At 54.6% G+C, this 22,614-nt stretch carries 16 protein-coding genes and 1 pseudogene; 11 read left to right on the forward strand and 6 right to left on the reverse strand.

Translation table 11 applies throughout. The features are described from left to right. Positions 1-685: 685 nt before the first annotated feature. Positions 686-847: a hypothetical protein gene (locus ACEN2T_RS23345; protein WP_236513978.1), complete on the reverse strand. Its 162-nt coding sequence runs from the start codon at positions 845-847 to the stop codon at positions 686-688. Between the two features lie 1,294 nt (positions 848-2,141). On the opposite strand from ACEN2T_RS23345, the gene ACEN2T_RS23350 reads away from it, so the two are divergent. The 8 genes from ACEN2T_RS23350 (at position 2,142) to ACEN2T_RS23385 (ending at position 12,831) form a co-directional block, all read left to right on the forward strand. Continuing rightward, a complete protein-coding gene (locus ACEN2T_RS23350) occupies positions 2,142-3,323 on the forward strand; it encodes a metallohydrolase (protein WP_442117623.1) in 1,182 nt (393 codons plus the stop codon). After that, entirely contained in the window at positions 3,320-5,545 is a 2,226-nt protein-coding gene (locus ACEN2T_RS23355) for a Mov34/MPN/PAD-1 family protein (RefSeq protein ID WP_442117624.1), read from the forward strand. The genes ACEN2T_RS23350 and ACEN2T_RS23355 overlap by 4 nt, the downstream gene beginning before the upstream one ends. A 129-nt stretch (positions 5,546-5,674) precedes the next feature. After that, on the forward strand, positions 5,675-6,424 hold the full coding sequence (locus ACEN2T_RS23360) for a hypothetical protein (RefSeq protein WP_236513975.1): 750 nt from the start codon (positions 5,675-5,677) through the stop codon (positions 6,422-6,424). 169 nt (positions 6,425-6,593) lie between these two features. After that, positions 6,594-6,962, forward strand: coding sequence for a histone-like nucleoid-structuring protein, MvaT/MvaU family (locus ACEN2T_RS23365; RefSeq protein WP_122809935.1), 369 nt, complete (start codon positions 6,594-6,596; stop codon positions 6,960-6,962). Positions 6,963-7,335: 373 nt separating this feature from the next. Continuing rightward, positions 7,336-8,286, forward strand: a complete 951-nt coding sequence (locus tag ACEN2T_RS23370; RefSeq protein WP_442117625.1) for an ATPase — start codon at positions 7,336-7,338, stop codon at positions 8,284-8,286. Between the two features lie 145 nt (positions 8,287-8,431). Then, on the forward strand, positions 8,432-9,463 hold the full coding sequence (locus ACEN2T_RS23375; protein WP_442117626.1) for a hypothetical protein: 1,032 nt from the start codon (positions 8,432-8,434) through the stop codon (positions 9,461-9,463). A gap of 200 nt (positions 9,464-9,663) precedes the next feature. After that, positions 9,664-12,462 carry an SEC-C metal-binding domain-containing protein gene (locus ACEN2T_RS23380; protein ID WP_442117627.1) on the forward strand — a complete coding sequence of 933 codons (2,799 nt, stop codon included), beginning with the start codon at positions 9,664-9,666 and terminating at the stop codon, positions 12,460-12,462. Between the two features lie 189 nt (positions 12,463-12,651). After that, positions 12,652-12,831, forward strand: coding sequence for an antitoxin Xre/MbcA/ParS toxin-binding domain-containing protein (locus ACEN2T_RS23385; RefSeq protein ID WP_442117628.1), 180 nt, complete (start codon positions 12,652-12,654; stop codon positions 12,829-12,831). A 698-nt stretch (positions 12,832-13,529) separates the two neighbouring features. On the opposite strand, the gene ACEN2T_RS23390 is transcribed toward ACEN2T_RS23385, so the two are convergent. From ACEN2T_RS23390 to ACEN2T_RS23400, 3 genes are all read right to left on the reverse strand, one after another. Beyond that, a complete protein-coding gene (locus ACEN2T_RS23390) occupies positions 13,530-13,958 on the reverse strand; it encodes a hypothetical protein (protein ID WP_442117629.1) in 429 nt (142 codons plus the stop codon). Positions 13,959-13,961: 3 nt separating this feature from the next. Next, positions 13,962-14,684, reverse strand: a complete 723-nt coding sequence (locus ACEN2T_RS23395) for a DUF6035 family protein (protein WP_442117630.1) — start codon at positions 14,682-14,684, stop codon at positions 13,962-13,964. 129 nt (positions 14,685-14,813) lie between these two features. Then, positions 14,814-15,563 carry a hypothetical protein gene (locus tag ACEN2T_RS23400; RefSeq protein WP_442117631.1) on the reverse strand — a complete coding sequence of 250 codons (750 nt, stop codon included), beginning with the start codon at positions 15,561-15,563 and terminating at the stop codon, positions 14,814-14,816. Between the two features lie 139 nt (positions 15,564-15,702). On the opposite strand from ACEN2T_RS23400, the gene ACEN2T_RS23405 reads away from it, so the two are divergent. Continuing rightward, the gene (locus ACEN2T_RS23405) at positions 15,703-16,980 is read left to right on the forward strand and encodes an RES family NAD+ phosphorylase (protein ID WP_442117632.1); all 1,278 of its coding nucleotides are present in this window, start codon (positions 15,703-15,705) and stop codon (positions 16,978-16,980) included. Between the two features lie 218 nt (positions 16,981-17,198). Further along, the gene (locus ACEN2T_RS23410; protein ID WP_442117633.1) at positions 17,199-18,608 is read left to right on the forward strand and encodes a hypothetical protein; all 1,410 of its coding nucleotides are present in this window, start codon (positions 17,199-17,201) and stop codon (positions 18,606-18,608) included. 145 nt (positions 18,609-18,753) lie between these two features. On the opposite strand, the gene ACEN2T_RS23415 is transcribed toward ACEN2T_RS23410, so the two are convergent. Next, the gene (locus tag ACEN2T_RS23415; RefSeq protein WP_442117634.1) at positions 18,754-19,524 is read right to left on the reverse strand and encodes a hypothetical protein; all 771 of its coding nucleotides are present in this window, start codon (positions 19,522-19,524) and stop codon (positions 18,754-18,756) included. Between the two features lie 387 nt (positions 19,525-19,911). Between ACEN2T_RS23415 and ACEN2T_RS23420 the strand changes: the two are divergent. Continuing rightward, positions 19,912-20,113: pseudogene (locus tag ACEN2T_RS23420) on the forward strand (Na+/H+ antiporter); the annotation flags it as partial. A gap of 383 nt (positions 20,114-20,496) precedes the next feature. Here ACEN2T_RS23420 and ACEN2T_RS23425 read toward each other — a convergent pair. Continuing rightward, a complete protein-coding gene (locus ACEN2T_RS23425; RefSeq protein WP_442117635.1) occupies positions 20,497-22,614 on the reverse strand; it encodes a hypothetical protein in 2,118 nt (705 codons plus the stop codon).

Raw genomic sequence — 22,614 nt, forward strand, 5'->3', positions numbered from 1 at the left:
GTGAGATTAGCAGTGCGCCAATGAGCCAGCAGCTCTCCGTCCCCGGTCTGCGTAGATAGTGTGCCGGAGCCCCGAGCGGGCTCACTCGGAGTCAGCTGAGGAGAGCATTGGTAGAGCCCCGCAAACCCCGGCCAGCGTCATCCAAATCTGGTCAGTTGGGATAAAAAGCGTGATGGAGTCGACACTTTTGATTAACAAGTGGGATTTTTATTCACGCCCCCTCTTGAAAGTTGTTTGAGGCGACGGAGTTCTATATTTGAAGACAAAAATTTTTATACGGTGTCGGCCTCGCCGCCTGAGGCGGGTTCACAACGAGGTGTTGAAAGCTGTCTTTCGGTTTTCAGCCCTTCCAGGCCTTGCCGTGAGGCAAGGGGAGGGGCTGGCAGGGGGATCGTCGTTTCGGCCAAAGGCCGCTGCTTCAGCTTTGGGTACAAAACACAGCGCTGTCGCCAAAATTTTTTGGCCAGGGTTATTCCGCTTTGGATCTTTCCCATGTCAGACAACATATGGGGATGAGTGCCATTGAATGACCTCATCCGCGCTCGTAGTTTCCAAGCGGCCAGTGCTGATCGTACGCAGCCATCCCACAGTCAACTTTCATGAAAAGGCTGCGTGCAACCCGGTGATCATCTGAGCAAAGCCAGAGACTAATTTAGGGGGCCTTGGGATCTCACAATGGCTCTGATTATGACTGAGCGTCGGGTGTCGTCAGCGCTTCCACTAATGCGGCCAGCGCGTCCATCAAACGGGCATCTTCGCGAGGATCCCCGCTTGCTGGCACATGAGTCTGGCAGTGGCGCAGTAGAGCTTCGGCGTCATTCACATTCAGATCGAATTCGATATGCATTTGCGTCCTCTCTGTGCCGTCTAGGTTGGCCGTCAGCAGGATGATCGCGGCGCGATGTTATAGGTGAGGGTAGGCGTTGCAGGATGAAGTAGAAAAGCCGCTGTGGGAACAGGCGTGGCGGGTCTTCGGGGACTCCCTAAGCGTGGTGTTGAGCGAGATCTTAGCTGGCTATAAGCGCAGCGCCGGGTTTGATGAGATGCAGCGCTTATACCCAAGTACGATTGGTGCCGAGGCTCTTCAAGCTCTTCGACAAGCGTTAGTGCGTCAATGGCCCACAAGCAACCTTGGCTGTTCACAGTCGTTCATCGAACTGCGCTCCCGTCTCAGGGAGCATCTAAACCAGTCACTGCTTCGCCGACTCGTCCATGAGAACCGCGCGACACCTGCGCTCCGCGATGCCTTGTTCGCTAGGGACTTGGGCGTGTGACGGGTTGGCGATCACACTGTCATGCCTTGATACGGGCCGAGCGAGGGTTAGTTTCAATCGGCGAGTAGTGCAAGTGCGTCTGCATTTGGCTCAGTGGTCACCGCAAACAATTGTTTTCTAGTTACGCATGGCAGCATCGAAAACTTGAGACTCAGGTTATCAACCATACATGCTCGATTAGATGGATTTGGCAAGTAAGTAGTACAAAATTACGTCGCTAATTTGACGCTGGTCAAGTGTCGGTTTTCAGGCGTTATTACTCGATGCGTCATAACATGTCGCACCCAAAAAAATGTAGCATAGACGTACTTGTAACAATTTATTTCATGCCCTCATCTCTTAAGCCCTTGAAACATCAGGGCTGTGCATTTGTACAGTTGAAAAATGGGATCCAAACGCAGCTGGATGCGCAAGCTTCTCATGCGACAGGCACTTGCGAACGTGCGTTGTTTTGAATATGTTGTATCTGTCCTTTGTTGAAGACACTAGATGTAGTGTTTTTGGGGCGGCCTCGAAACGGATTTCATGGGGTTGTGCTAGGTGATATTCAGTTGGGCCTTGGCTCATCGTAGTCACCGTGGCCAGCGAAGAACGGGTGGTGATGTGCGGTTGAAGTGGCGTCCCAAGCTCTCCGGTTAGGTTGTCCAGGCAGCAGGAAACGAGCATCTCAACATTCCCCCCCGATTCTCTTGAAATCTGACCTCAGCACCTGTTGCGTAAATATTACTCACCAAAGCGATGAATCATTTGCGCCCTGTTTTATAAGAGGCGCGATGGTGCATAAAACATAAACGTTTTTCAGTGAATGGAAGATGATGCTCGGCTATGGCCTGAGGGTCATTTTGCAGATAGCGCATGGAGGTAAGAGTGCCCGCTAAATTTACTTTTTTCCAAGTCGGTAACGGGGATATGACGCTCGTACGCTTGGCAGACTTCAATGTCACGAGCATCTTGATTGATTGCCACATCCGGGGAAAAGCTGACGACCCGAACGATGACACACCCGATGTGGTGCGAGCACTGCGCGAGCGGCTTTTGCGGGATGACAAGGATCGTCCGTACGTTGATGCCTTCATGTTGAGCCATCCGGACAAGGATCACTGCGGCGGGCTGAGCAAGCATTTTTGGCTGGGCCCTCCCGATCAGTATCCGGATGATAAAAAGGATCGCTGGGAAAAGCGCATCATCATTCGCGAGCTCTGGTCTTCGCCTCTGGTCTTTCGGCGTCGGTCGCCAAATCACACGCTGTGTGATGACGCGAGCGCTTTCAACAAAGAGGCGCGTCGGCGCGTCCAGTATTGGCGTGATCACCGCTGGGCAGCTAGCGGCAACCGCATCAAGATCATGGGCGAAGACGTTGATGGCAAAACTGACGACTTGCGCGCGATCCTAGTGAAGTCGGGCGAATGGTTCAGTGACATTGATGGGTCTTCTTCGTCAGTGTTCAGGGCCCAGCTCCTGGCTCCTGCACCTCATGAAGATGATGCTGCGCTGGAGGAAGAGCTGACCAAGAACGAGTCGAGCATCGTCATGAACATGCACATCTCGCCGTCTCAATTCAGCAGTAAGCGTACCCGGTTCTTCGTAGGTGGTGATGCCGAGGTTCTCATCTGGGAGCGGATGTGGAAACGCTTTGAGGATGACCCAGAAACGCTCGCTTACGACTTGCTCCTCGCGCCACACCACTGCTCGTGGCATACCCTGTCCTGGGACAGCTGGTCGGGTAAAGGCGAGGACGCGAAGGTATCCCAGGCCGCGCGCAATGCTCTTGGCCAGGCAAAGCAGGGCGCGACGATTGTGTCCAGCAGCAAGACGATCGTTGATGACTTCAACGATCCACCTTGCATCCGCGCCAAGCGTGAATACAGGTCGATTCTGCGCCCAGTGAATGGCTGGTTCGCCTGCACGGAAGAGAATGGCTCCAAAGGCGTACTCGAATTGGAGTCGGCCTCTGACGGTACGGTGATCAAGGCTGCGGTAGCGGTTGCCGCAGCTGCGACCTCGGCTGCGGCTGCTGCGGCCCCTCGCGCAGGCGCTCCTAGAAAATGACCAGCTTCTATGCGGTCGGTGACCCAATGGGCGATCAGCCCGAGCCAATTCATGCCTGCACCCGGGCGTTGGTGAAAGCATGCAAGGGGGCTTCGGGCGTCGAGTTCCTGGAGCTTCGGCAGGAAGCTGAGGCAGGCGGGGTAACCGAGTACGTCGTCATCGAGGCGGGTGACGGCACGATTACCAGTGCTAACCCTGGGGGAATCCACCGTGTAGAGACCTTAGGCATCGCAGTGAATCCACGGCTTCGTGTTCCGGTGACTGTGCATGCGCTTCGCACAGATTTTCCTGCGTTATCACATCTTCATGGCTCGGCGCCGGGTACGCCGAAGATCCTGTGCCTCTACGATGTGGAGTGGAGTGGCGTTGAGCGGATCTGGACGGCTGAACGGTTTCTTGAGCGTCTTTTCTGGTGGCTGCGTGAGTCATCGGAGCTGCGCCTGCACCGTGAAGACCAACCGCTGGAGCAAATGTTCTACGCGAGCCCTTTCCAGCTCATCCTTCCAGCGCTAACTCCGACGCAGCTGGCGAGTGACGATTGCAAACTGCACGTCCTGATGACAGACAAAAGCGACAAAGTCACGCTGCGTGCGGTCATGGATTCCAGTGGAGCGACCCAAAGCAATTATCGTTTACTCAATATCATGGTGCCGCCCGTTGAGCCAACGTCGGTGGCCATGTTCCCGCTCAACCTTGGGGAGTTGCATGACCAGTTGGTGGCGTGGGGCAGCGAGCTTTCTGCGCAACTCTCAAATGCTGTGCGTGAAGCGGCTTCTGGCGGGCTAAGTCGGGCGGCTCAGAACGAAAATCAGGGCATCTTGATCCTCGCTTGGGTACCCAGACTTCGCAATGGTGAAGTGGATCGGATGGATGTCAAAGGCTACATGCTGGAGATCAATCTCTTCGATCTGGCAGCCTCATTCGAGATGTTGGCACCGCCGAACGCAGACGGTGTTTGTTATCCCGCCGTGCAGTTGGGAGGTTACACAGGGGAGACATGGAAGGGGCTTGGCCTTAGGCCTGTGGAGGTGCGATCTTCGCTGAACGCGGCGTTTGCCCGAGACCTATCTGCTGTCGATCCTGGAACTGCAACTTTCAAGGGTGTGTTGGCTGGTGTAGGTGCGTTAGGGGGGATGCTTGCCGACATCTGGGGTCGCTTGGCCTGGGGCACTTGGACGTATGTAGACCCGGATTTGCTCCTCCCCCACAACGTGGTCAGGCATGTCGCAAACGACAGATTTGTCGGCTTACGCAAAGCGGATGTGCTTCGGAGGATGGTAGGGCAGATCTATCCGGGCGAGCCGGTACCCGCTGCGATCTGCGACGGCATTCTCGCTGACGATCCCCGCATCAATGAGGCCATAGAGCACGCTGACCTTTTGATCGATGCCACCACGACGCTGGCTGTGCCTCGTGATCTGGCGCGACGGGATCATTCAACCCGGATGGCCAGTGTCTTCCTTACTCCATCAGGGATGTCGAATGTCATTCTGCTAGAAGACTCGGCACGGTTGCAGCGTTTGGATGCCCTTGAAGGGCAGTATTACCGCGCAATCTTGAACAGCCCTTGGGGTGAAACCCATCTCGTCAACCATCTTGGCGATCGGTGGGTGGGTGGCGGATGCCGGGATATTTCGTTTCGCATGTCGAATGAAAACATCCATGTCCACGCGGGACTAATTTCCCGGAGGCTGCGCAAGGTCGTAACCGGTGCCGAAGCCAAGATCATGATATCGGCGTTGGATGATGAGTCTGGCAGTGTGGGATCACATGAGGCCCTGGTGCATCCCGTCACCTGCGCAACTATCGGAGAGTGGTCGGTAACATATGACAGTGGCCTTATCGACAAGATCAAGGCACAGCGGCTTGCGGCCCTTCCCAACGAAACCGGTGGATCCATTCTCGGTATCACTGACTTGAAGACGAAGACCATCGTCCTGGTCGATACCCTGCCACCTCCACCTGACAGCGAGTCGAGCCCCACCCACTTCATCCGGGGCAAGGAAGGTCAGTTAGAGGCACTGAGGAAGGTGCACGATCTGACGGCTGGCACCGTTGACTATGTCGGGGACTGGCATTCCCATCCGAACGGTTGTTCCGTCAAGCAGAGCGCGGACGACCTTGTCCTGTTTTCCACGCTGGTGAGCAGGATGCAGATAGAGGGTTTACCGGCACTGATGCTGATCGTTTCCGATGCTGATCTCGGCATTTATGTGAGGTGAGCCTTGGGGTAACGGATTTCAGCTTTGGTTAGTTGTTGGCGAGCGGCGAAATTGCGCGACACGCCTAGATGATCGACATGTGCTTGTTCGATTGATGCCCAAATACCGTGCACTGCGTGAGGGGTTGGTATGGATTTCAGCAAGGTTTTTGATGCGTATAAGTACAAGGCTAGGGTAAAGCCTGCTTTGCTGTTGGTGTTGCCGGTAGTCATTTATGTCATGGCTTTCTTCGAAGCTGCACGATCCTTGAACGGGGTGATCGCAACCTTCCTGGTATCGTTCGGTGTGGTGGCATTTGCCGCGAGCCAAATGTCCAGCAAAGGCAATAAGCTCCAGGAGAAGCTGTTCAAGGCGTGGGGTGGTGCCCCAACCACCATCGTGCTGAGGCACTCCGACGACACGTTGGAGCGGCCCACGAAAAAGCGCTACATGCAGCGCCTGGCGGATCTCATAAAAGATTTCACCCTTGTCACGGAAGAGGAGGAAAAAACTGACCCGAAGGCCGCAGATGATGTGTATCGGTCTGCAGCGAACTTCCTGCGTGAACAGACGAGAGACACGAAAAAGTACGCCATGATCTTTGACGAAAACGTGGAGTATGGATTCGCCCGGAATCTCACGGCTTGCAAGTCGACAGGCATCCTACTGGCCCTATCCTGCGTCGCGCTCTGCTTGGTGACTCTGTATCACACGATAGGTTTGCCCCTGCAAGAATTGAGCTTCGAGGCGTTAGCGAAACATCCAATCCTGCTCGCAGCCACAGGAGTCGAACTGGTCATCTTGCTTTGCTGGATCTTCCTGGTGAACCACGATTGGGTTCGGGTTAGAGGCTTTGCCTACGCACAGCGTCTGTTCGCTAGCTGCGAACAAGTCAGCTAGAGCATGCCGACCTGCAGTCTCCGCAGCCAACGCCCAGCTAGGAAGCAGGGGGAGAGCTGGTAGACGGCCAAACACTGAAGGCGTCTTTCGCAAAAAAACAGAGGTTGGGTTGGCTGCGCCTCAATGATTTAAGATGGATTCCACCGTCTGGTTTTTTGAGGAGTCATCGATGTCCCGTTTAGCTGAATTTCGCGCGCTTGAACAAAAATTGGCTGCCCAATTGGCTGAATTGGAAACCTTGAAGGGCTCGTCGGAGCTGCAGAAAGAAATCGAGTTCGAGAAAAAGCTCCGCGACTTGTTAAGCCACTATGGATTCAGCCTGCGCGACATCATCAACATTCTTGATCCCCAGTCCGGGCGGCATGCGGCCACGCCTGGTGTTCACGAAAGGAACCAACGTCGAGCCCGTCAATTGAAGCAGTACAAAAACCCGCACGACGGCGCCATCGTTGAAACCAAGGGAGGCAATCACAAGCTTCTTAAGGCGTGGAAGGCCAAATACGGCGCTGAACAAGTTGAATCGTGGTTGGTCAAGTAAACCAGCGGTTTCCTGGTCTAGAGGAGCAGCGAAGCTCGACGCTCAAGATTTGTTCAGACCTAGACCAGGGAGCGGTACAAGCGCTGGACGTCAAGCGCCTGATTGATCGGTTGATGACGTATCGAAATTGCATCAGCCCTTGAAGCATGTCGTAAGTGCACAGCAACGCGATCCATCGACAGAGTGATCCTGTAAAGATTATTGCTCCTTTTTCCACAAGATGGAGCTGGCCGAACCTGTCTATCTTGGGCCTTTGGCCGGTTTACAGGCCGGTTCAATCCCGATTATAAACGTACCTCCTGTGAGGTCTGGCCCTAAGACGAAATTACCTTGGGCGAATTAGGGCTTCGCCATCAAGATAGGAGGTCAGGGAATGCCCGCAAAGATTCAAGTCTCGGAAGCTTACTGCGTAGAGCTTGGGGAAGTCGTTTCCATTACAGATGCACGCAGAGCCTACTTCTCACAGCTTGAGCCCAGAGCTCGCTTCACGTTTCAGTGTTCCTACGCTGATTGCATGGCGTTGACCAAGCGGCCCACGATCACGGCAGTGAACTATGCAAGCTTGCCACAGGATACCTATCGGGCAGCGCATTTTCGCGACCCCGGCGTGGGTCATGCGCCTGGTTGCCACTGGCAGGATGAGGAACCCGCCGTAAGCGATCAAGACCAGGGAGGAGAGGCTGCCCATAAGGATCGAGAGGCCAAACGTAAGCTCCATGATTTCATTGATGAGTTCGATCCCACCGCCGTCAAACCGAAGGCTGGAGATGGGGTGTCAGGGAATGCTGGATCAAAGTCAGCCCATGGTCGTGGGCAAGGCAGCAGTGGTGTTGCGAAAGGCAGTTCCTTCTCAACCAGAAACCGCACTAGCAGTTTCGAGCGGCTCGTCGAGTACTATCGCAACGCGCACAAGGATCTTCCGAGCACCGAGTTCTTTGGCCTACAGCTGAAGGTTACCGGTGAAGGGGAGATGCCGCTTATTTCCTACTTTCCAAACATATCGAAAGCGGCACCCGACTCACCCAATCGGGTTATCCATGGCGGGGCTCGGCTGGAACCCCGCAATGGTAGTGGGTTCATGTTTTGGTTCATCGATCGTGTCGATGGGAAGGGCGTTTACCTGAAGGTCACCAAGCAGGAAATGGATGCTTACCGGTTCCGAGGCTTCTTTAACGACATCCTCGCCCAAGATGACGCTGACTATTTCCGCGTGTTCGGTCTGGGGCGTCTGGTGCTTTCTGAGACCAGGAAAAGCTACAGGCTTGCGATCGAAGATCTCAACCGTCTGACGATTTTTGCGGTAAAGAAAAACCAGCTTGCCTAATTTTTGATGGGCGAGGGAGCACTGGTAGTCGGCTGATAACCTGAGCGTTGTGTCTAGCGAGTAGCGTGATGTCTGTGGGTTGTGGCATACAGGCAATCGGCGCTTACTGATGGGCACCGCCACTCATGAATAGACCAGGGACGACATGGAAGATATCGAGCGTCGGATAGCTGAGAAGCACTTCAAGACAGGCGAGGGGTTTCTGCAGATTTATGCTGAAGACCCAGATGGTGAGATGTATGACCTGCTTTTGCGCCAGGGCAGGGAAATGTGCGCTTCACTGCCCGGCGATAAAGTGAGTCTGTACTTTGTCGATGGGGTGAGGTGCCAAGCCGGTGCGGATTCAGAGCTCAAGGTAGTAATGGTATGGAAGGGTATGCTTGATTTGATATTCAAGCTGGCGTCCTTAGTGACCGTGCATGCCCGGCCCATACCTTCAACCTACCAGGCTGCGCCTTTGCCCTGGCGTAACGACGTTAAGGTTTGGCTTAAAGATGGCGTCTTCGACTGGGAGAGCCCGGACTATTGGTGGTTACACGATCCTGAATACCGGGCAACCTTCGAAACATTTACGTTCGCTATCTTCTGCTTCATCGTTCTGCATGAAGTCGGTCATTTTCATAACCTCCACGCGGATCGCCGGATGGAGCGAGGCGCACCACTGGAAGCTGAGTCGGCAGCCGATCGAGAGCGGCTGGAGCGGCACGCGAGAGAGGTCATCGCCGATACCTATGCGATGCAGTTCCTGATGGATGAACTGAAGCAGAGGCTCTTTGCCGACGAAACGCACTATCATCCTCAGAGACACATTGGGATTACCCAAGCGTGCTTCACTTTCGCGCTCATTTCGGTATCAGCAACATTCTGGGGCTTCAGCGTAGCCATCCCCATGGATGAATCGCACCAGGAGAATTTCTATCCTGGCCATGCCTTCAGGCTTCGTGCGATTCAGAGCACAGCGCTGGAGCATGGAATAAATGGACTCGAACCCAACCAGGCTTACTTCCTCGTTTCAGAGGCGATGAAGCAGTGTTTTGAGATTATGTCGGTTATCTCGGACGGTGATTTCGTAACGTGGGATCAAGCCCTTCAAAACCCTATCCATGGCGCTCATTACGAAAAGGTGTGCGGGGAGGTCAGAAACTGGTCGAACCCGTTTTACGGCAGCAAAGATTGACTAGCCGTCCTCGACCGTGACCGCCCCGGGGCCGGAGACCTAGCAGGCATTCCCAGATGCCTTGGCGGCCTATTCCCAACCACGATCGGTAACGCTTCTGCTCGATCTTTTGTCCCGATCACCACAGAATGTTGCACCGTCACCGGCGCTCGGTTCTGCCTGAGCAAAAAAGCCTTCTGCCAGAGTGAAGTGGATACCCTATGCAATCTGACGACCAACTCAATACCGTGGACGTGCTCGATCCTGCCCAGCTTAAGCGCATCGAGTCTCTGCACAGAGGTTTCCTGTATCAGCACCTATATGGTGTGGGCTGCTTGTTTTTGGCGCAGGCTGCGGGTGTCAAAGAGGTGCTGGTCGAGCTGGATGAAGATATCCAACTCAGCACTGATGCCGGGAGAGTCTATATCCAGGTCAAAACACGTTCTCAGCCGCTGATGCCTGGCGACGTTGCAGGCGCATTGGAGCGCTTCGAGCAGATTCGGCAGTCGCATGGGCCTGAGGGGCGTTCTGGGAGTCCAGAGTTCGTGATCGTTGCGAACCAGCCTCTCGGCAGAACGCTTCAAGCGGAGGTAGACGAGGAAAAGACGCCCTCGGATCTGACCTATCTCTATCCCGGATCGAATGCCCCGCGCCCCAAATACCTTCCGCCTGCGTGGGTGACATTGGAGGAGGCGGCCCAGTGGTGCGTAGACCTGGCTGAAAAGCTGCAGTTCTCGCTGCTCTCACCTTCCGCGCTGACTTGGAAAATGGCGGGGTTGGTGATGCTGGCGTCCGCTGGGGGTAACGGAAACGCCAAGCACGTATTCCGCACCTCGGACTTGCCGGGCTTGTTCGAGCAACTGATCGTGCAGCTTCAAGATTTTCCTACGCCGCCTGCCTCCTACAGGCCTCAACAGAACGAACCTGCACTGGTATCGGCGGAGCGGGTACGGATCATTTGCGGTTTGTCAGGTGCCGGGAAAACGACTTGGGCAGCCTACGCGGCTCTGCATAGCCCTGAACCATGTGCCTACTACGACGTTGGTGACCTCCCGGGGCCGGCGATTGCGAGCTCAATCGTGCGCGAGCTTGCCTCCAAGTACTCCCAAAAAGACCCCGAAGGTATTCGGAAGATTCTGTTGCCCGGTGCTAGCGGTTACGAAGCCATTCGGGCATTCGACCGATTTTTGGAACAGGTTCAGGCGCCCTTGGTTGTTGTTATCGACAACGCGCACCGCGTTCCAGTCGCCCACCTGCGAGACTTGCTGAGCGCGACCCGCCACATCCGTTTCACACTTCTGTGCCAGCCTCATGAAAACGTCCGTGAACTTGAAGCGGTCATGACGTTGAGGCGGGAGACGCTTCTCGGGTGGGATCTGGATACCGTGGCACGGGTGGCCAGTGACGCCGGCGCGTTCGGCAGTGCACGGGCATTTGAGCAACTCCGAACATACTCCGGTGGGTTACCGCTGTACGTTGACAGCGCCGTTACGGTTGCCCTGTCAGAATATGGCGGAGACATCGAGGCGCTCTGTGTCGATCTCGGCCAGCAATCGAACGTAGTGGAAACGGCCCAGGAGGTCATCCTGGCTCGCGTTTACGAGGGTTTCGAGCAGATTACCCAGAACGCGTTAGCCATTGTCAGCCTTGCTGATACAGGGCTCACGCATGAGGAAGTCGTCCGTTTGCTATCGGCTACGCTCAAGCTGTCCCAAGGCGGCGCAGCTGCGGCCATCAAAAAAATCCAGGCCACAGGGACAGTTGAGGTGTTTGGCGCCAGGACACTCAAAGTCCATGACGCTGTCCGTACTCTGGGCCTACGTCACCTGGAGCTCATGGGTGAGCCCGTGATCACTGAGGCATTGGTAGCGCTGAAGGAGCTGTTGATCCGAAGCCTGGAAAAGAGTCGTGATGTTTCGCGGTTTTCGCTGCTCACGCGTGTTTTCATCAGGCTCCACGATGTGATGACCTTGATCGGCCTCGCAGGCGAGGAACTGTTTTACGAGATGGGGATATCGGTCGACATCACCTCCAGCTTGAAGCGGGCACTTGATGCGGACGAACTCAACCCACACGAGGCGTTCTGGGCGCTTGATGCCCTAGTGTTTTCCTACATGCGAGAAGGGCGCTTTGACGAGGCGGCTGAACCTCTCTCGATGATGCAGCAGCTTCTTGATACTCACGGATTCGAGGCCCGCGAGCAGATCGCATGGGCTATGCGAAAAGTGCTGCTGGCGTCCGACCAGGGCCGTGCGGACGAGGTTGAACAGGCAGTAGCGTACGCCACCCCGAAAATCCCTGACCCCGACTACCGCCGAGTATTCGATTACAACCACGCAGTCGCACTGTGGAAGTTGAAGCGCCACAAAGCCGCTGAAGCGATGTGCGAGAAAGTGGTCAGTGAATACTTTGAGATCTTGGGGCTGACCCATAAAGCTGTGATGGGCAAAAATTCGGATGTCCTGTGGGAGGTCATCAAGCGACCACCAAATGTCCATGAACACATCAAGCACCTTGCGGACGCCTTGGAAGTTCAAGCCAAAGCTCGCGAAGGCCAGGGATTGAAAGCGCTCCTGCAACGTATCCATGCCATGAAATTTTATGGAATGGTGGAGGGGTACGAGTCGATTGTGCGGGTCGGACAAGACTTGGCCGATGAATTTGTGGGGCTCAAAGACTTCGTGGGTGCAAAGGAGGTCATGGAACAGCATGTCCTGCCGGTCGTTACTGGGGCAGGTCTTATCGGAAGGCTGGTTCAGGTCAGAAGTCAGTATGCGGTGATACTAGCTCGGTGTGGTGATCACCAAGGTGCAATCTCTGAAATCAGGCGGCTAGACCCCTACCTGGAAGGCGTGGAAGATTGGCAGAAGCAGGAGCTGCATGGCCAAACTCTACTGATTGGCAGCATCATCAGTGAAAGCAGACGTGTGGCGCTCCGTTCCCAGATGGGGGCAGTAGGTCGCAACGAGCCGTGCCCGTGTGGGTCAGGGCGGAAGTTCAAAAAGTGCCACGGGACATAAGCCCGTCGAGGACTGATGTGCCCGATAGCTACTCGGGCACGCATTTCTTGCCAAAGTTCGTCAGTTCAGGCTCGCTGACCAGTCGATCCGCAAATGGCGCATTTGGGGCTCCCAATCCTCTCGCGGGTTTCTGGCAACCGGCATACATGGAACTCAACGAGCCTGGCGACGCTCCGTCAAGGTGTACAAATGGAAAAAATTGATCCTGTCCTTCTAGAGGCCGCAATTCGAGTGTTTGGTAACGAGGCGCTTGCAATGCATTGGCTTATGACCCAAGCACACGCTTTAGCCGACAAAAGGCCGGTGGATGCGACCGTTGACGATGCATTGGAGTTACTGGCGCGTCTGGAGCATGGTTTGGGCGCTTAACAAATCGAGCCTCCGGATACGACAGGTTCTGACTAGGGCGCCGATCGATTGACCGACTCCCCGCCAAATCCGGAACTCGTAAATTCAGGCTTGTTTGCTTGGCCATCAAAGTCGGTAGAAATGATGTAGCGGGCCTTCGGTTAAGTCTCTGTTCACTCATACCCCACTCGCGCAGCCGACCAATCAAATGGTTGTGCCGGCACCGTGCAGATCCTCGAAAGCCGCCTACGCTGATGCGGGCCTATCGCCATCATTTAACCCTCCCTGGCCACTGAAGCCCCGAGGGTGCATGCGATCGGTTCCGGGTCTGACAACCCTTTCCCACCCGTCTCGGACAACAGGCGTCTGTAAGCGTCCGTCACCGTCATATTTCTAGCGAAACGCATTTGCTGACCTTGTACGCACTTTGAAAATTCTGGCCTGTAAACCAAATTTTTACACTGTAAACTCCTGTGATTAACACGTTAAAAAATTGGTTTACAGGGGGCACCTGAATTCTGGCCGCGCTTGGGGCTATATTGCCAATTTATGGATAATGCGATCCCGACATCGGATCCTATGACCCCACTGTCTGATGGTCAGCTCTGGTCTCTTGCCTGCGAAGCCTATGGGGATGATCTCCCTGTAATCCATCGATCGCTTTTAAGCGCCTACGAGCGTCGTCCAGCGTCCACGCCAAAGGCGTAGAGGAAATCCTTTTAGTGATCGAAAGCCGTGTTGGCGACGTTCAGCAGTCGAGGCAGGTTGTAGTCCCCCGGGCGCCCAAAGCGGGCACTCAGCATGATCGAGATGGCACCATGAAATTTGCCCGTGCGATGATCCACCGGCAACTGCAGGCGCGGCATGGCTATCCGCATCTTCTCCCGCAAGGTTACCCAGGCTGCATCCGTTTCCCTGCAGTCGTTGGCAGCGTGCTGGTTCCAAAAATCATAAAAGGCCTGACGAACCAGGGATTTATCCAGCGAGCGTTCGATTTCAGCTCGCTGCGCATCGTAATCGTAGAAAAACACCTTCTGTTCTCTAGGGTCGATCGTCAGCTCATCAAGGAACACGTGCGCCATCGTCCAGCGATTGAAGATCGTATTGCCTCGCAACTCCGGAGTGGGGTACCAGCAATCCAGCGCCATGCGCTAGGCCTGTATGGAGCGCTCAAGTGTTGCCTCGTTCACTAGGAAGACGTTGTGGTTGTTGAGGTAGAAAATATCCTCTTCGGCAGTACGCGTCGTGGTTGGGTCGAAGCCGTGGAAGACCCAGACCATTCCACCGTTGTTGCGCCGGTAAAATTCGCGCCGGCCTACAATTTCGCTTAGGAACGTTGTCGACAGCTGAACCTCGAACGCCAGACGCTGACCTGCATGTTCGACCTGGACATCCGGCTTTCGCCACTGTGCTCGCTCAGCCAAACGCAGCCCTTTCCAAACGGCCTCCACCAGCGGCTCAGTGCACTTTTCGTCGGCCATCAGGCTGCCGCGGATAATGGCCTTGAGTCTGAAGTGCGCCTCACTTTCCTTCGCCGCGTTGTATTTGATGCATTTGATCTGATCGGCGCTCAGCTCGCCCCGTGTCGAGATCGAACATTTCTCCTCCGCTTCTTCATTCAGGTGATGGCGGAAATGAAAGTACCGATCTTTCGTACGCACCAAGATCACAGGTGCAGAACACAGCTGGCAGACCAGCCAAGGTGCATCTGGATCTCGGGCATATCGGGCCATCAATTCGGCTCGATCTTTCATGACCAGGCTCAGCTCCCGGCGCAGGAACACCTGGGCGTCGATATTCAGACCTGTTTCCATGTCGAGGATTTCGGTCAGAAGCATCGTGTTGGTAGGCTGTGCCATTTCGTGGGTGTACATGCTGCGTCCTTACAGGGGATATGTACCCTCAGCATCCTGATTGCGGCTGGGCCTCGCCACCGAACCTCTTACACTTGCTATCACCCAGCCGAGTCGACGGCGCACGGGGGCGTGGTCGTGGAGGTCTCGTCAAAAAGGTACGGGGTCAGCTTCTCTGAGCGCGGCCTCAATCCTGCGCCTGACATCCAAGGCAAACTCACTTACGGTGCTGATGGCCTGATCCACCTCTGCTGGTGACAGCTCGATAGGCTTGTCATCGACCGTCTTGCCATTGCGATGGACGATGTCATGTCGCTTGCTGCAAATGCGGCCAACTCCAGCCAGGTCGAGGTCTTTCATGTGATCGCCAAACATCACGCCCAAGACCTCCTTGATGGTGGCGACGTTGTGAAATGTTTGCTCGGCCAAGATTCTGAGGGCAATGGTTTCCACCACCTTCGGGTTTTCAGCGATCTCCTTCAGAGACACGGAGACAACGTTCACCTTTTTATAGCCTGCAGCAAGCGACCTCAGCAGGTTTTCGTCGCTTACTACAAGCTTGCGCACCACCGAGCTAATCAGCGCTTCCATGAGAGTGACGGTATGCGCATAGACGAGTTTGAAGACAGTATTGGCGTTGGGAGTTTGGGTTGCAGCAGCCAACAGGCTAGCCGTGGCTGCTAGCTCAGTTTCGAATTCTTTGAAGAATTCCTGGTGAGAGTGACGATTCAGCCATTGGATCTCGGCTTTGGCGTCGAGCATGTCTGAATATTCGGCTGCCAGCTTTTCCCATAGCTCGGGCTCTTCCTCCGGGTCGATCTCAAATCCGTATATCTGGCGACCCCATTCGATACAGGCTTCCTGTTGAACCTCGAAAAAATAGTCCTTAGTCGAGCTCACGGCGTATCCTCTGACGTGTAAGGGGAGTGGTGATCGCGGCCACGCAATCATCGGTCATGAGTGGCGAACGAGGTGTTGGTTTGCCGAAGGCGATCAGCGATCATCATCGGCCCCCGCGCAATTGTACTTTGCCACCATTATGCAGAAGGACGACAGAACCGCCATGACAGCCGAGCAATACGTGTGCTTCAAATGCGCCACGGATCCTTTCATGGCTCGGCAGATTCAACGCAACGGCATATCCGTTACATGCTGTCTCTGTGAAACCAAACGCATGTCGATCTCGCTACCGAATCTAGTGAGCCGCGTAGAAAAGATTCTTGAGGCCTATGTCTGCCCAGGAGAGCACCACTTCACGTGGAACGATGTTCACGGCTCGTTCCAGCGTCAGTACGGGGAGCTGATCGACGTATGGGTGGGAGAAATTTTCGGTTGTGACAACATCGACCCTGTCGTAAAGCTTGTTTGTCGAAACCTGACGAATTACAGCGACGACGTGAACTACACTCACTTGCCCTATTTGCCTAGCGATTTCAGATACCAGTGGGGCGAATTCCAAGAGGGATTGGCGCACGGGAACCGCTTCTTCAATGAAAGCGCGAAATCGTTCCTGGACTGGCTGTTCAAGGATCTGGCGAAGTATTCCGCCTCATCAAGCGACCATGCGGTGGTGCGGATTCTGTCGCCGGAAGAAGCCCCTTCGATCTATCGCGCCCGTTCATGCGCAACCGCCGGAGACGTCAGCAAGATTAGCGCTGACCCGGTTTGCAATCTCTCAGCGCCGCCCAAAGAAATCGCAGGTGAAGGGAGGATGAATCCCGCCGGCGTGCCGGCCTTCTATGGCGCCTTTGAGCGCAAAACCTGCGTTGCCGAGTTACGTCCTCCGGTGGGGGGCTCCGTTGTCAGTGGTGAGTTCAAACTGACCGGCTCGATCAAGGTTTTGGATTTTGGCCGGTTCGAGAGCGCTGACCTGGGGCCAGAGCCGAGTTTTTTCGAGTCCAACTACTTTGAAAAACGTGGCCGTCGTCAATTCCTAAAGTACCTTCATAACCTGATCACCGTACCGGTGCTTCCAGGTTCCGAGCGCAACTACCTGACATCACAAGCCGTCGCCGAATACCTCGCCACGCACTGCAAACCTCGCATCGACGGTCTCATTTTCAAATCTGTTCAGGCACCGATGGGCAACAACATTGTTCTGTTCTCTCATGTAGCGTGTGCACCAACGCCAACGTTCTGGAGTGTGGATGGCGCAATGGGGGTGACGGGAGCCAAGCCATCCAGCGGGTCTTGCATTGAGTACGTAGCTGACAGTCTTGTCTATCATGACGTGCGCTACGTGGCATACGAAACGGCTGATGAGCCACTGTCGGAAGATAAACCTACGTGCAAACCGGAGCCCGTGTGGGAATTCTAACGACACCCGATGAGTGCCACTGCCGGGGTCGAACCAGGCAAGGCCTGTGAGCTTCAGAGCGCAGTACACTGTGTCGAACTATCGACTTAGAGATGGCAAGTATGGCGCGCGATGACTTCAAACAGAGCACCATCAAAAGACTGCGGGACAGGGTCGCACATCGGTGCTCGAACCCGAGCTGCAGAGTCGCCACGTCAGCCCCACAGGATGAAGACGGGGTGACCAATGTCGGTAAAGCGGCGCACATATGCGCCGCCTCGTCTGGCGGTGCCCGCTTCGACGCTGGCATGACCAGTAACGAGAGGAAAGCCTTTTCAAATGGGATTTGGCTCTGCGCGAATCATGCAGATGAAATTGACCGGGACTTCAACACCTACACGGTCGAGTTGCTCAAAGCCTGGAAGAGACAAGCCGAAGCCACTGCTAAGGCCGAGCTCGGCAAACCCCAGCCCTCAGCTCAAGACGCACCCGACCTCTTGGCAATGACCCTGACGGGATTGCCAAAAAGCTTCTTGCCCACTGCGATTCAGAATGCCCATACAGCGACTGCACAAGTCCTGTCACAGACTGATCCTCGCTTCGATGTCATCACCAGGTACGATCCTCAACACGGTACCGTTTTCCAAGTGAATGCGAAGGAAAACGTGCAGCTTGCCATGACCGTACGGGGAAAGGATGCCCCAGTGGCTGCTACAGGTTTCGACGCGCTGTTCGAGCATGGTCAAAGCTTGGAGTTGGACATGACCAACGTTGCCATCCAGGGATCGCCACTGTTCGACGCGATCGTGGACATGACCAAAGGCGCGGGGGGAAAGATGCAGTTTTTTCGCCCTCCTACCCATGTGATCCAGAAGATCATTCTGACGGATCCGGACACCTTTGAAACGCTGGTGTTGAACGACATGCCAGGAGAAATCGTGTGGGGCACCAAGTCGTTCTGCCTCAAGGGCGAATCCATGGCTGGGATGCTCAAGCTCGTTGCCGAGGTCGACGATGGGGGCGCGGTTTCCAATGTGAACTTCAACATCAGCGTTGAAAGCTGGCAGTCGCGCCCGGTCAACCAACTGCCATGGTTCTCGAAAATCGCGCAATTTGCTGAAGCTGCGCTCAACGGATGGAAGGTCTCCCTCATAGTTGAGCTCGATGGTGAGCGACTTTACGTCATGTCGATCAATTTGCGGCCTGAAGGCTTCAAGCGACTGACGACCCTGATGACCTATTTACAGTGGGCGAGACGCCTCACGGAGTTTCTGGGTATATCGCTCAATGTTGACCTGACCTCTGGTCTCACAGATGAAGACTACGTTGAGCTGAAAGACAGCGTTGATGCCATTGATGGATTCTACAAGCCGCTGGAGAGCATCAAATTCCCTATTCGAAGCGCGACGAGAATGGGGGAAGACGAGGCCAGCCATTTCCAAAACCAGCGATATCGCTTCAAAGAATTCGACGCCACGGAGCAGAAAGGCATCAACGTATTTGGCCAGGCGGTTTCTTTACCCCCGGTTCACATCATGATCAGGAACGGGCTCTTGGAGCTGGTGAGTTACGAGAATACGATCGCCAGCTTTCACATCTATCCACTGGAGGACTTCGACGCGTACTGCCGGTTTGCACAGAAGCCATGAGAGGGCTCAGGGCTTGCTGACGCGTGGCAGTCACCAAGGGCAGGAAGCAGACGAAATCTTGAATCGGGCCTGTGCTTGCGAGCTGGAGGCTCAATTTACGGAACCGTTCGCAAGCAGCTCGCGGCTGGAAGTGCTTGGTAGCCCATTACAATCTGAAAGCCTTCAGCACCATGCTCTCGACAAAGGCATGAACTGCATCATCACCCTCTTGCCGATCCAAAAGGTAGTTGGTGCTAACGTCGATTTCCTCAAAGGCGCAGGCGTAATCGGGCTTCAGTGCTCGACGACCCTCCGGCACTTCGTACTCCACGCGAATGATGACTTTCTGGTCGTTAGACAGATTCCAGAACTCAGAGAATGTCTGGGCTCGCGACTCGAACCAGAAGCGCACCCAGTTCGCGCGCAAAGGTTTTTTGCCTTTGCCTGCTACCGGTTTGAAGTCGCTGATCAGCATCAACACGATGATGACCTCGTGCTCCTGGAGTGCGCGGTAGCGCCACACGTGTTCCTTATCGGCTACCTTAAGGGCATTGATGAAGTCCTTAATGTCCACAAACCCCACGTGATTTCTGAATTGCAGCCAGTGGATGCGCCAGTTCTTGAAGAAGTTATCCCGTAGCGCTTTCGTGCGCGCCGGGTCTTCGTCCACTGGGCAGAGCACTGTGTACTTGTGACTGGCACTAGCCTTGATGGGGCAGAACGGCTTTGGCTGGCCGGGGGTAGCCGGGAAATGGCTGAAGGTGGAGTGATCCTGGGCCACGATCTCGCCCCGGATCAGTAGGTTTTGCCGGCAGCCGGGACAGGTAGTGGGCGGGCGATTGGTTTTGACGGTGCCCACAAAGGGCGGGCCAAATTCAGCGCGGTACTGAGAAATCGTTACGGGCTTGCCTGTCCAGGGATGTCTAGCGATCTTCATCAATAGATCCGTCTAAAACGTCTGAGTGTCCTTGGAATGATCTGGAAACTCAAGGCGCTTAGGTGGCTGTCAGCCCTATGTTAGAGCCGTTGGTGACCCAAGCCGAAGGTCGCTGCTCAGGGGCAGCTTCAGCCGCGTCACTTTCTTCCTCGGCCTACGTGCTGACGGCGCAGTTAGACCTACGCTTTCGTATCTGGATTCGCTTTAGACCAAGGCACACATCACCAGCTCAGAGCAGCTCTGCAATAAACGGTTACAGATCCCGATCGCAGCTGCGACCATGGTGCAGCGGCCAAGCCGGGGCATCCGCCTTAACATATTGTTTCAAATGGCGATCCGACCTATTCGATCTCGCCGAGTTGTACTGGATTCAGAGGAAAATGCCGTATGCAGTCAGCCTATACCGTCCTAATCCTGCTGACGCTCGTGAGCGTCTCAAAGCTAGCTGGTCGGCTGCTCCCGATTCCGTTGCCATTGGTGCAGATCGGGGCAGGTGCTCTGCTGGCCTGGCCTAATCTGGGTCTACATGTCGTCCTCAACCCAGAGCTTTTCCTTTTTTTATTCCTGCCTCCGCTGCTTTTCGTCGATGCCTACACCCGATTCAAGTGCACAAAATGGACAGTACTTATTTACTTTAAATCAATAGGTTGGCGTTTTTTTTAGGTGTCCATTTTTTTTTAAATTAAATGGACACGGATCGCCTTCTGTTCGCATGAGGGGAGGTGGCAGGCTCGGCAGCCATCGATTCTCCCTAGTGATTGGAGCTTTGAACTGAACGATAAGCTTGAAATCGCCGTGCTGGAAACCCCCATTTGGCGTGCGAGGCGTAAGCCGTATAGAGGGTTTTTACGTGATGTCGATCGGCGGCAAACAGCGGGAGATGCCCCTCAAAAAAACGGCTTGCTACGTCCGTCACCACGCGTAAGACCTGTCAGCAGCAGACGTTGCCTGCTCACATGCCCCACGCGTGAGCTAGACGAGATCACCCAGCAGTACTGTATCCCCGTTAGGAACAATGGCCTTATCGCCGAGGCGAATGAGGTTGAACTCAACATTGTGGGTGGCTTCACGGTACGCGGCTTCGCTGTCATCAAACGACGCTGCGACGATGCTTTGAAGGTTCTTCTGGGCAGATAATTTCTGAAGCAACGCCAGCTGGCTCTTAGTTGCCATGGAGTGCTGTCCTGGCTCATCCATCAAGATGAATCCCGGATGGTTGCCCTTCACGGTGAAGTTCGCTGACGTTTCGTAGAGAGACAGGATGTAACTCCAGATCAGACGTACAAAGTCACTGGCGCTGGATTCGCGCGCGATGTTGGAACTGCTCTTGGAGGTGCTGGTAACCGAAGCGCTCTTCTGTTCGGCGAAATTTTTTGTGTAAATTTCCCTGAGCTCAATCTTGTCCAGTTCTGGCAGCAGGTTTTCCACATTGAATCTGATGTCAGTCACTGAAGCACTGTGATAATCAAATGAACTTACGTTCGATCTGAAAACTTTCCCAAAATACTCGTATTTCGCCAGGTCGGCATCAGAGTAATGTTCTTTTGGTAGATCGGCTCTGGCTTTTTGATTGAGTTTGAACTGATCTGAAAGCTGAGCGAGGGTTTCCAATAGATCTTCGTTACGCTCAACAAACTGCGAGACTTCTTCGATGCTTATCTCGATCTGAAGCTGTTGGCGCAGGTTTGCCTTCGATACCACGGCATTTGTGGTGAGGTCAGATTTTAGTGCGCGAAGTTTGGCTTTTGAACTGTTGATCCGCTTGGCCAGCTCTTCACCAACCACGGTGGTTTCCTTGACCGATTGCTCGATACCGGCAGTATCCCGCTCCAGCATCTTGATCTGCGACTTCAGATAATCGATGTTGGTCTCGATATCCATGTGCGGAGTGCTTTCATGGAGGTCAGTCAGGGAGTGGCCGATATTCTGATGGCACGCCGGGCATACGTCGCCGGCCACATCAAGTTCGAGTGAGGCGCCATACTTGATGAGCTTCTGAGTTGCCTGGTTCTTCGACAGCTCTTCTTCAGCTTGCCGCTGGTGGATGGCGTTGGCGTTTCGCGAAGCCCGGTGCAGAGTCAACTCACCAACACTGGTCTCGTATGCGACTGTCAGCTCTTGAAGCGTCGAACTTTCATATTCGATGAGTTTCAGTGTTTCCGCTGGTAGCGTGTCTTTCCACTTTGCCTCATCTTGAGCTAACTTCTGAAGAGCCTGGATCTGGTTGCTTTTGAACTGATCCAGCCCTACCAGGCCATGAAGTGTGGACTTCTGGTAAGTCACGCTCTCAGGAAGGAACTCCAGCACCGGATTCTTCGGCAGACCCAGAACCTTCATCGAATTTTTCAGGGCATCGTTGTTAATTGCCCGATAAGTATCTTGCCAAGCGGTGTTCAGCTCTTGCGACTCGTGATCCAGCCGCGCCCGGTTGGCTTCCATCTCAAATACATTGGCGCCAACCAGGAAGTCGACGATCTTGATTCGAGCTTCCTTGACCCCGAAGTAGGGAAGGTTGGCGATGTAGTCCGTCCAGCCACGCTTTTGCTCAATGACCATCGCCGCGAAGATGTATTGCAGATAGAGCTTCACCTGCTTGCCGTTCGTATGCGGCACCATTGGCAGCTTGAGCCCAAGGAAGCTCTCCAGGTAGGTGTAGAAGCCTTCCCTGATCTGGGCGCTCCCGCCATCATGGAGGAACCGATAGATGACAGGCCCGGATTGCCCTTCACTGAGAACCGCGCACTCCTGGATCTCGACCAGCTTTGGGTTGACGCCGTCCTCTTTGATTTTTCGCGTAACAGTGATTGTCTTGCCAAGCGATTCCAGCTCCATGATGACCTTAGAGCGCAGGATCGGGTACTTCACGTCTTCAAACTCGACATGATTCTTCAAGACATAGGTCAGTGCTGCGGCGTTCTGGGCACCCAGCAGCTCTTCCATCCCTAGAGCGTAAAGGATGCTGTGGACGATACTGCTTTTGCCCGACGAGTTCCGACCACGGATGATGTTCAGGTTACGATCGAATTTCGCCATAAAGCCAAATGGGCCGCCGGTGGTTTCGATTGCGATTTTGATACGTTTGATAAACAT

The organism is Pseudomonas sp. W22_MBD1_FP4, from assembly GCF_052113765.1.
Lineage (GTDB): Bacteria > Pseudomonadota > Gammaproteobacteria > Pseudomonadales > Pseudomonadaceae > Aquipseudomonas > Aquipseudomonas sivasensis.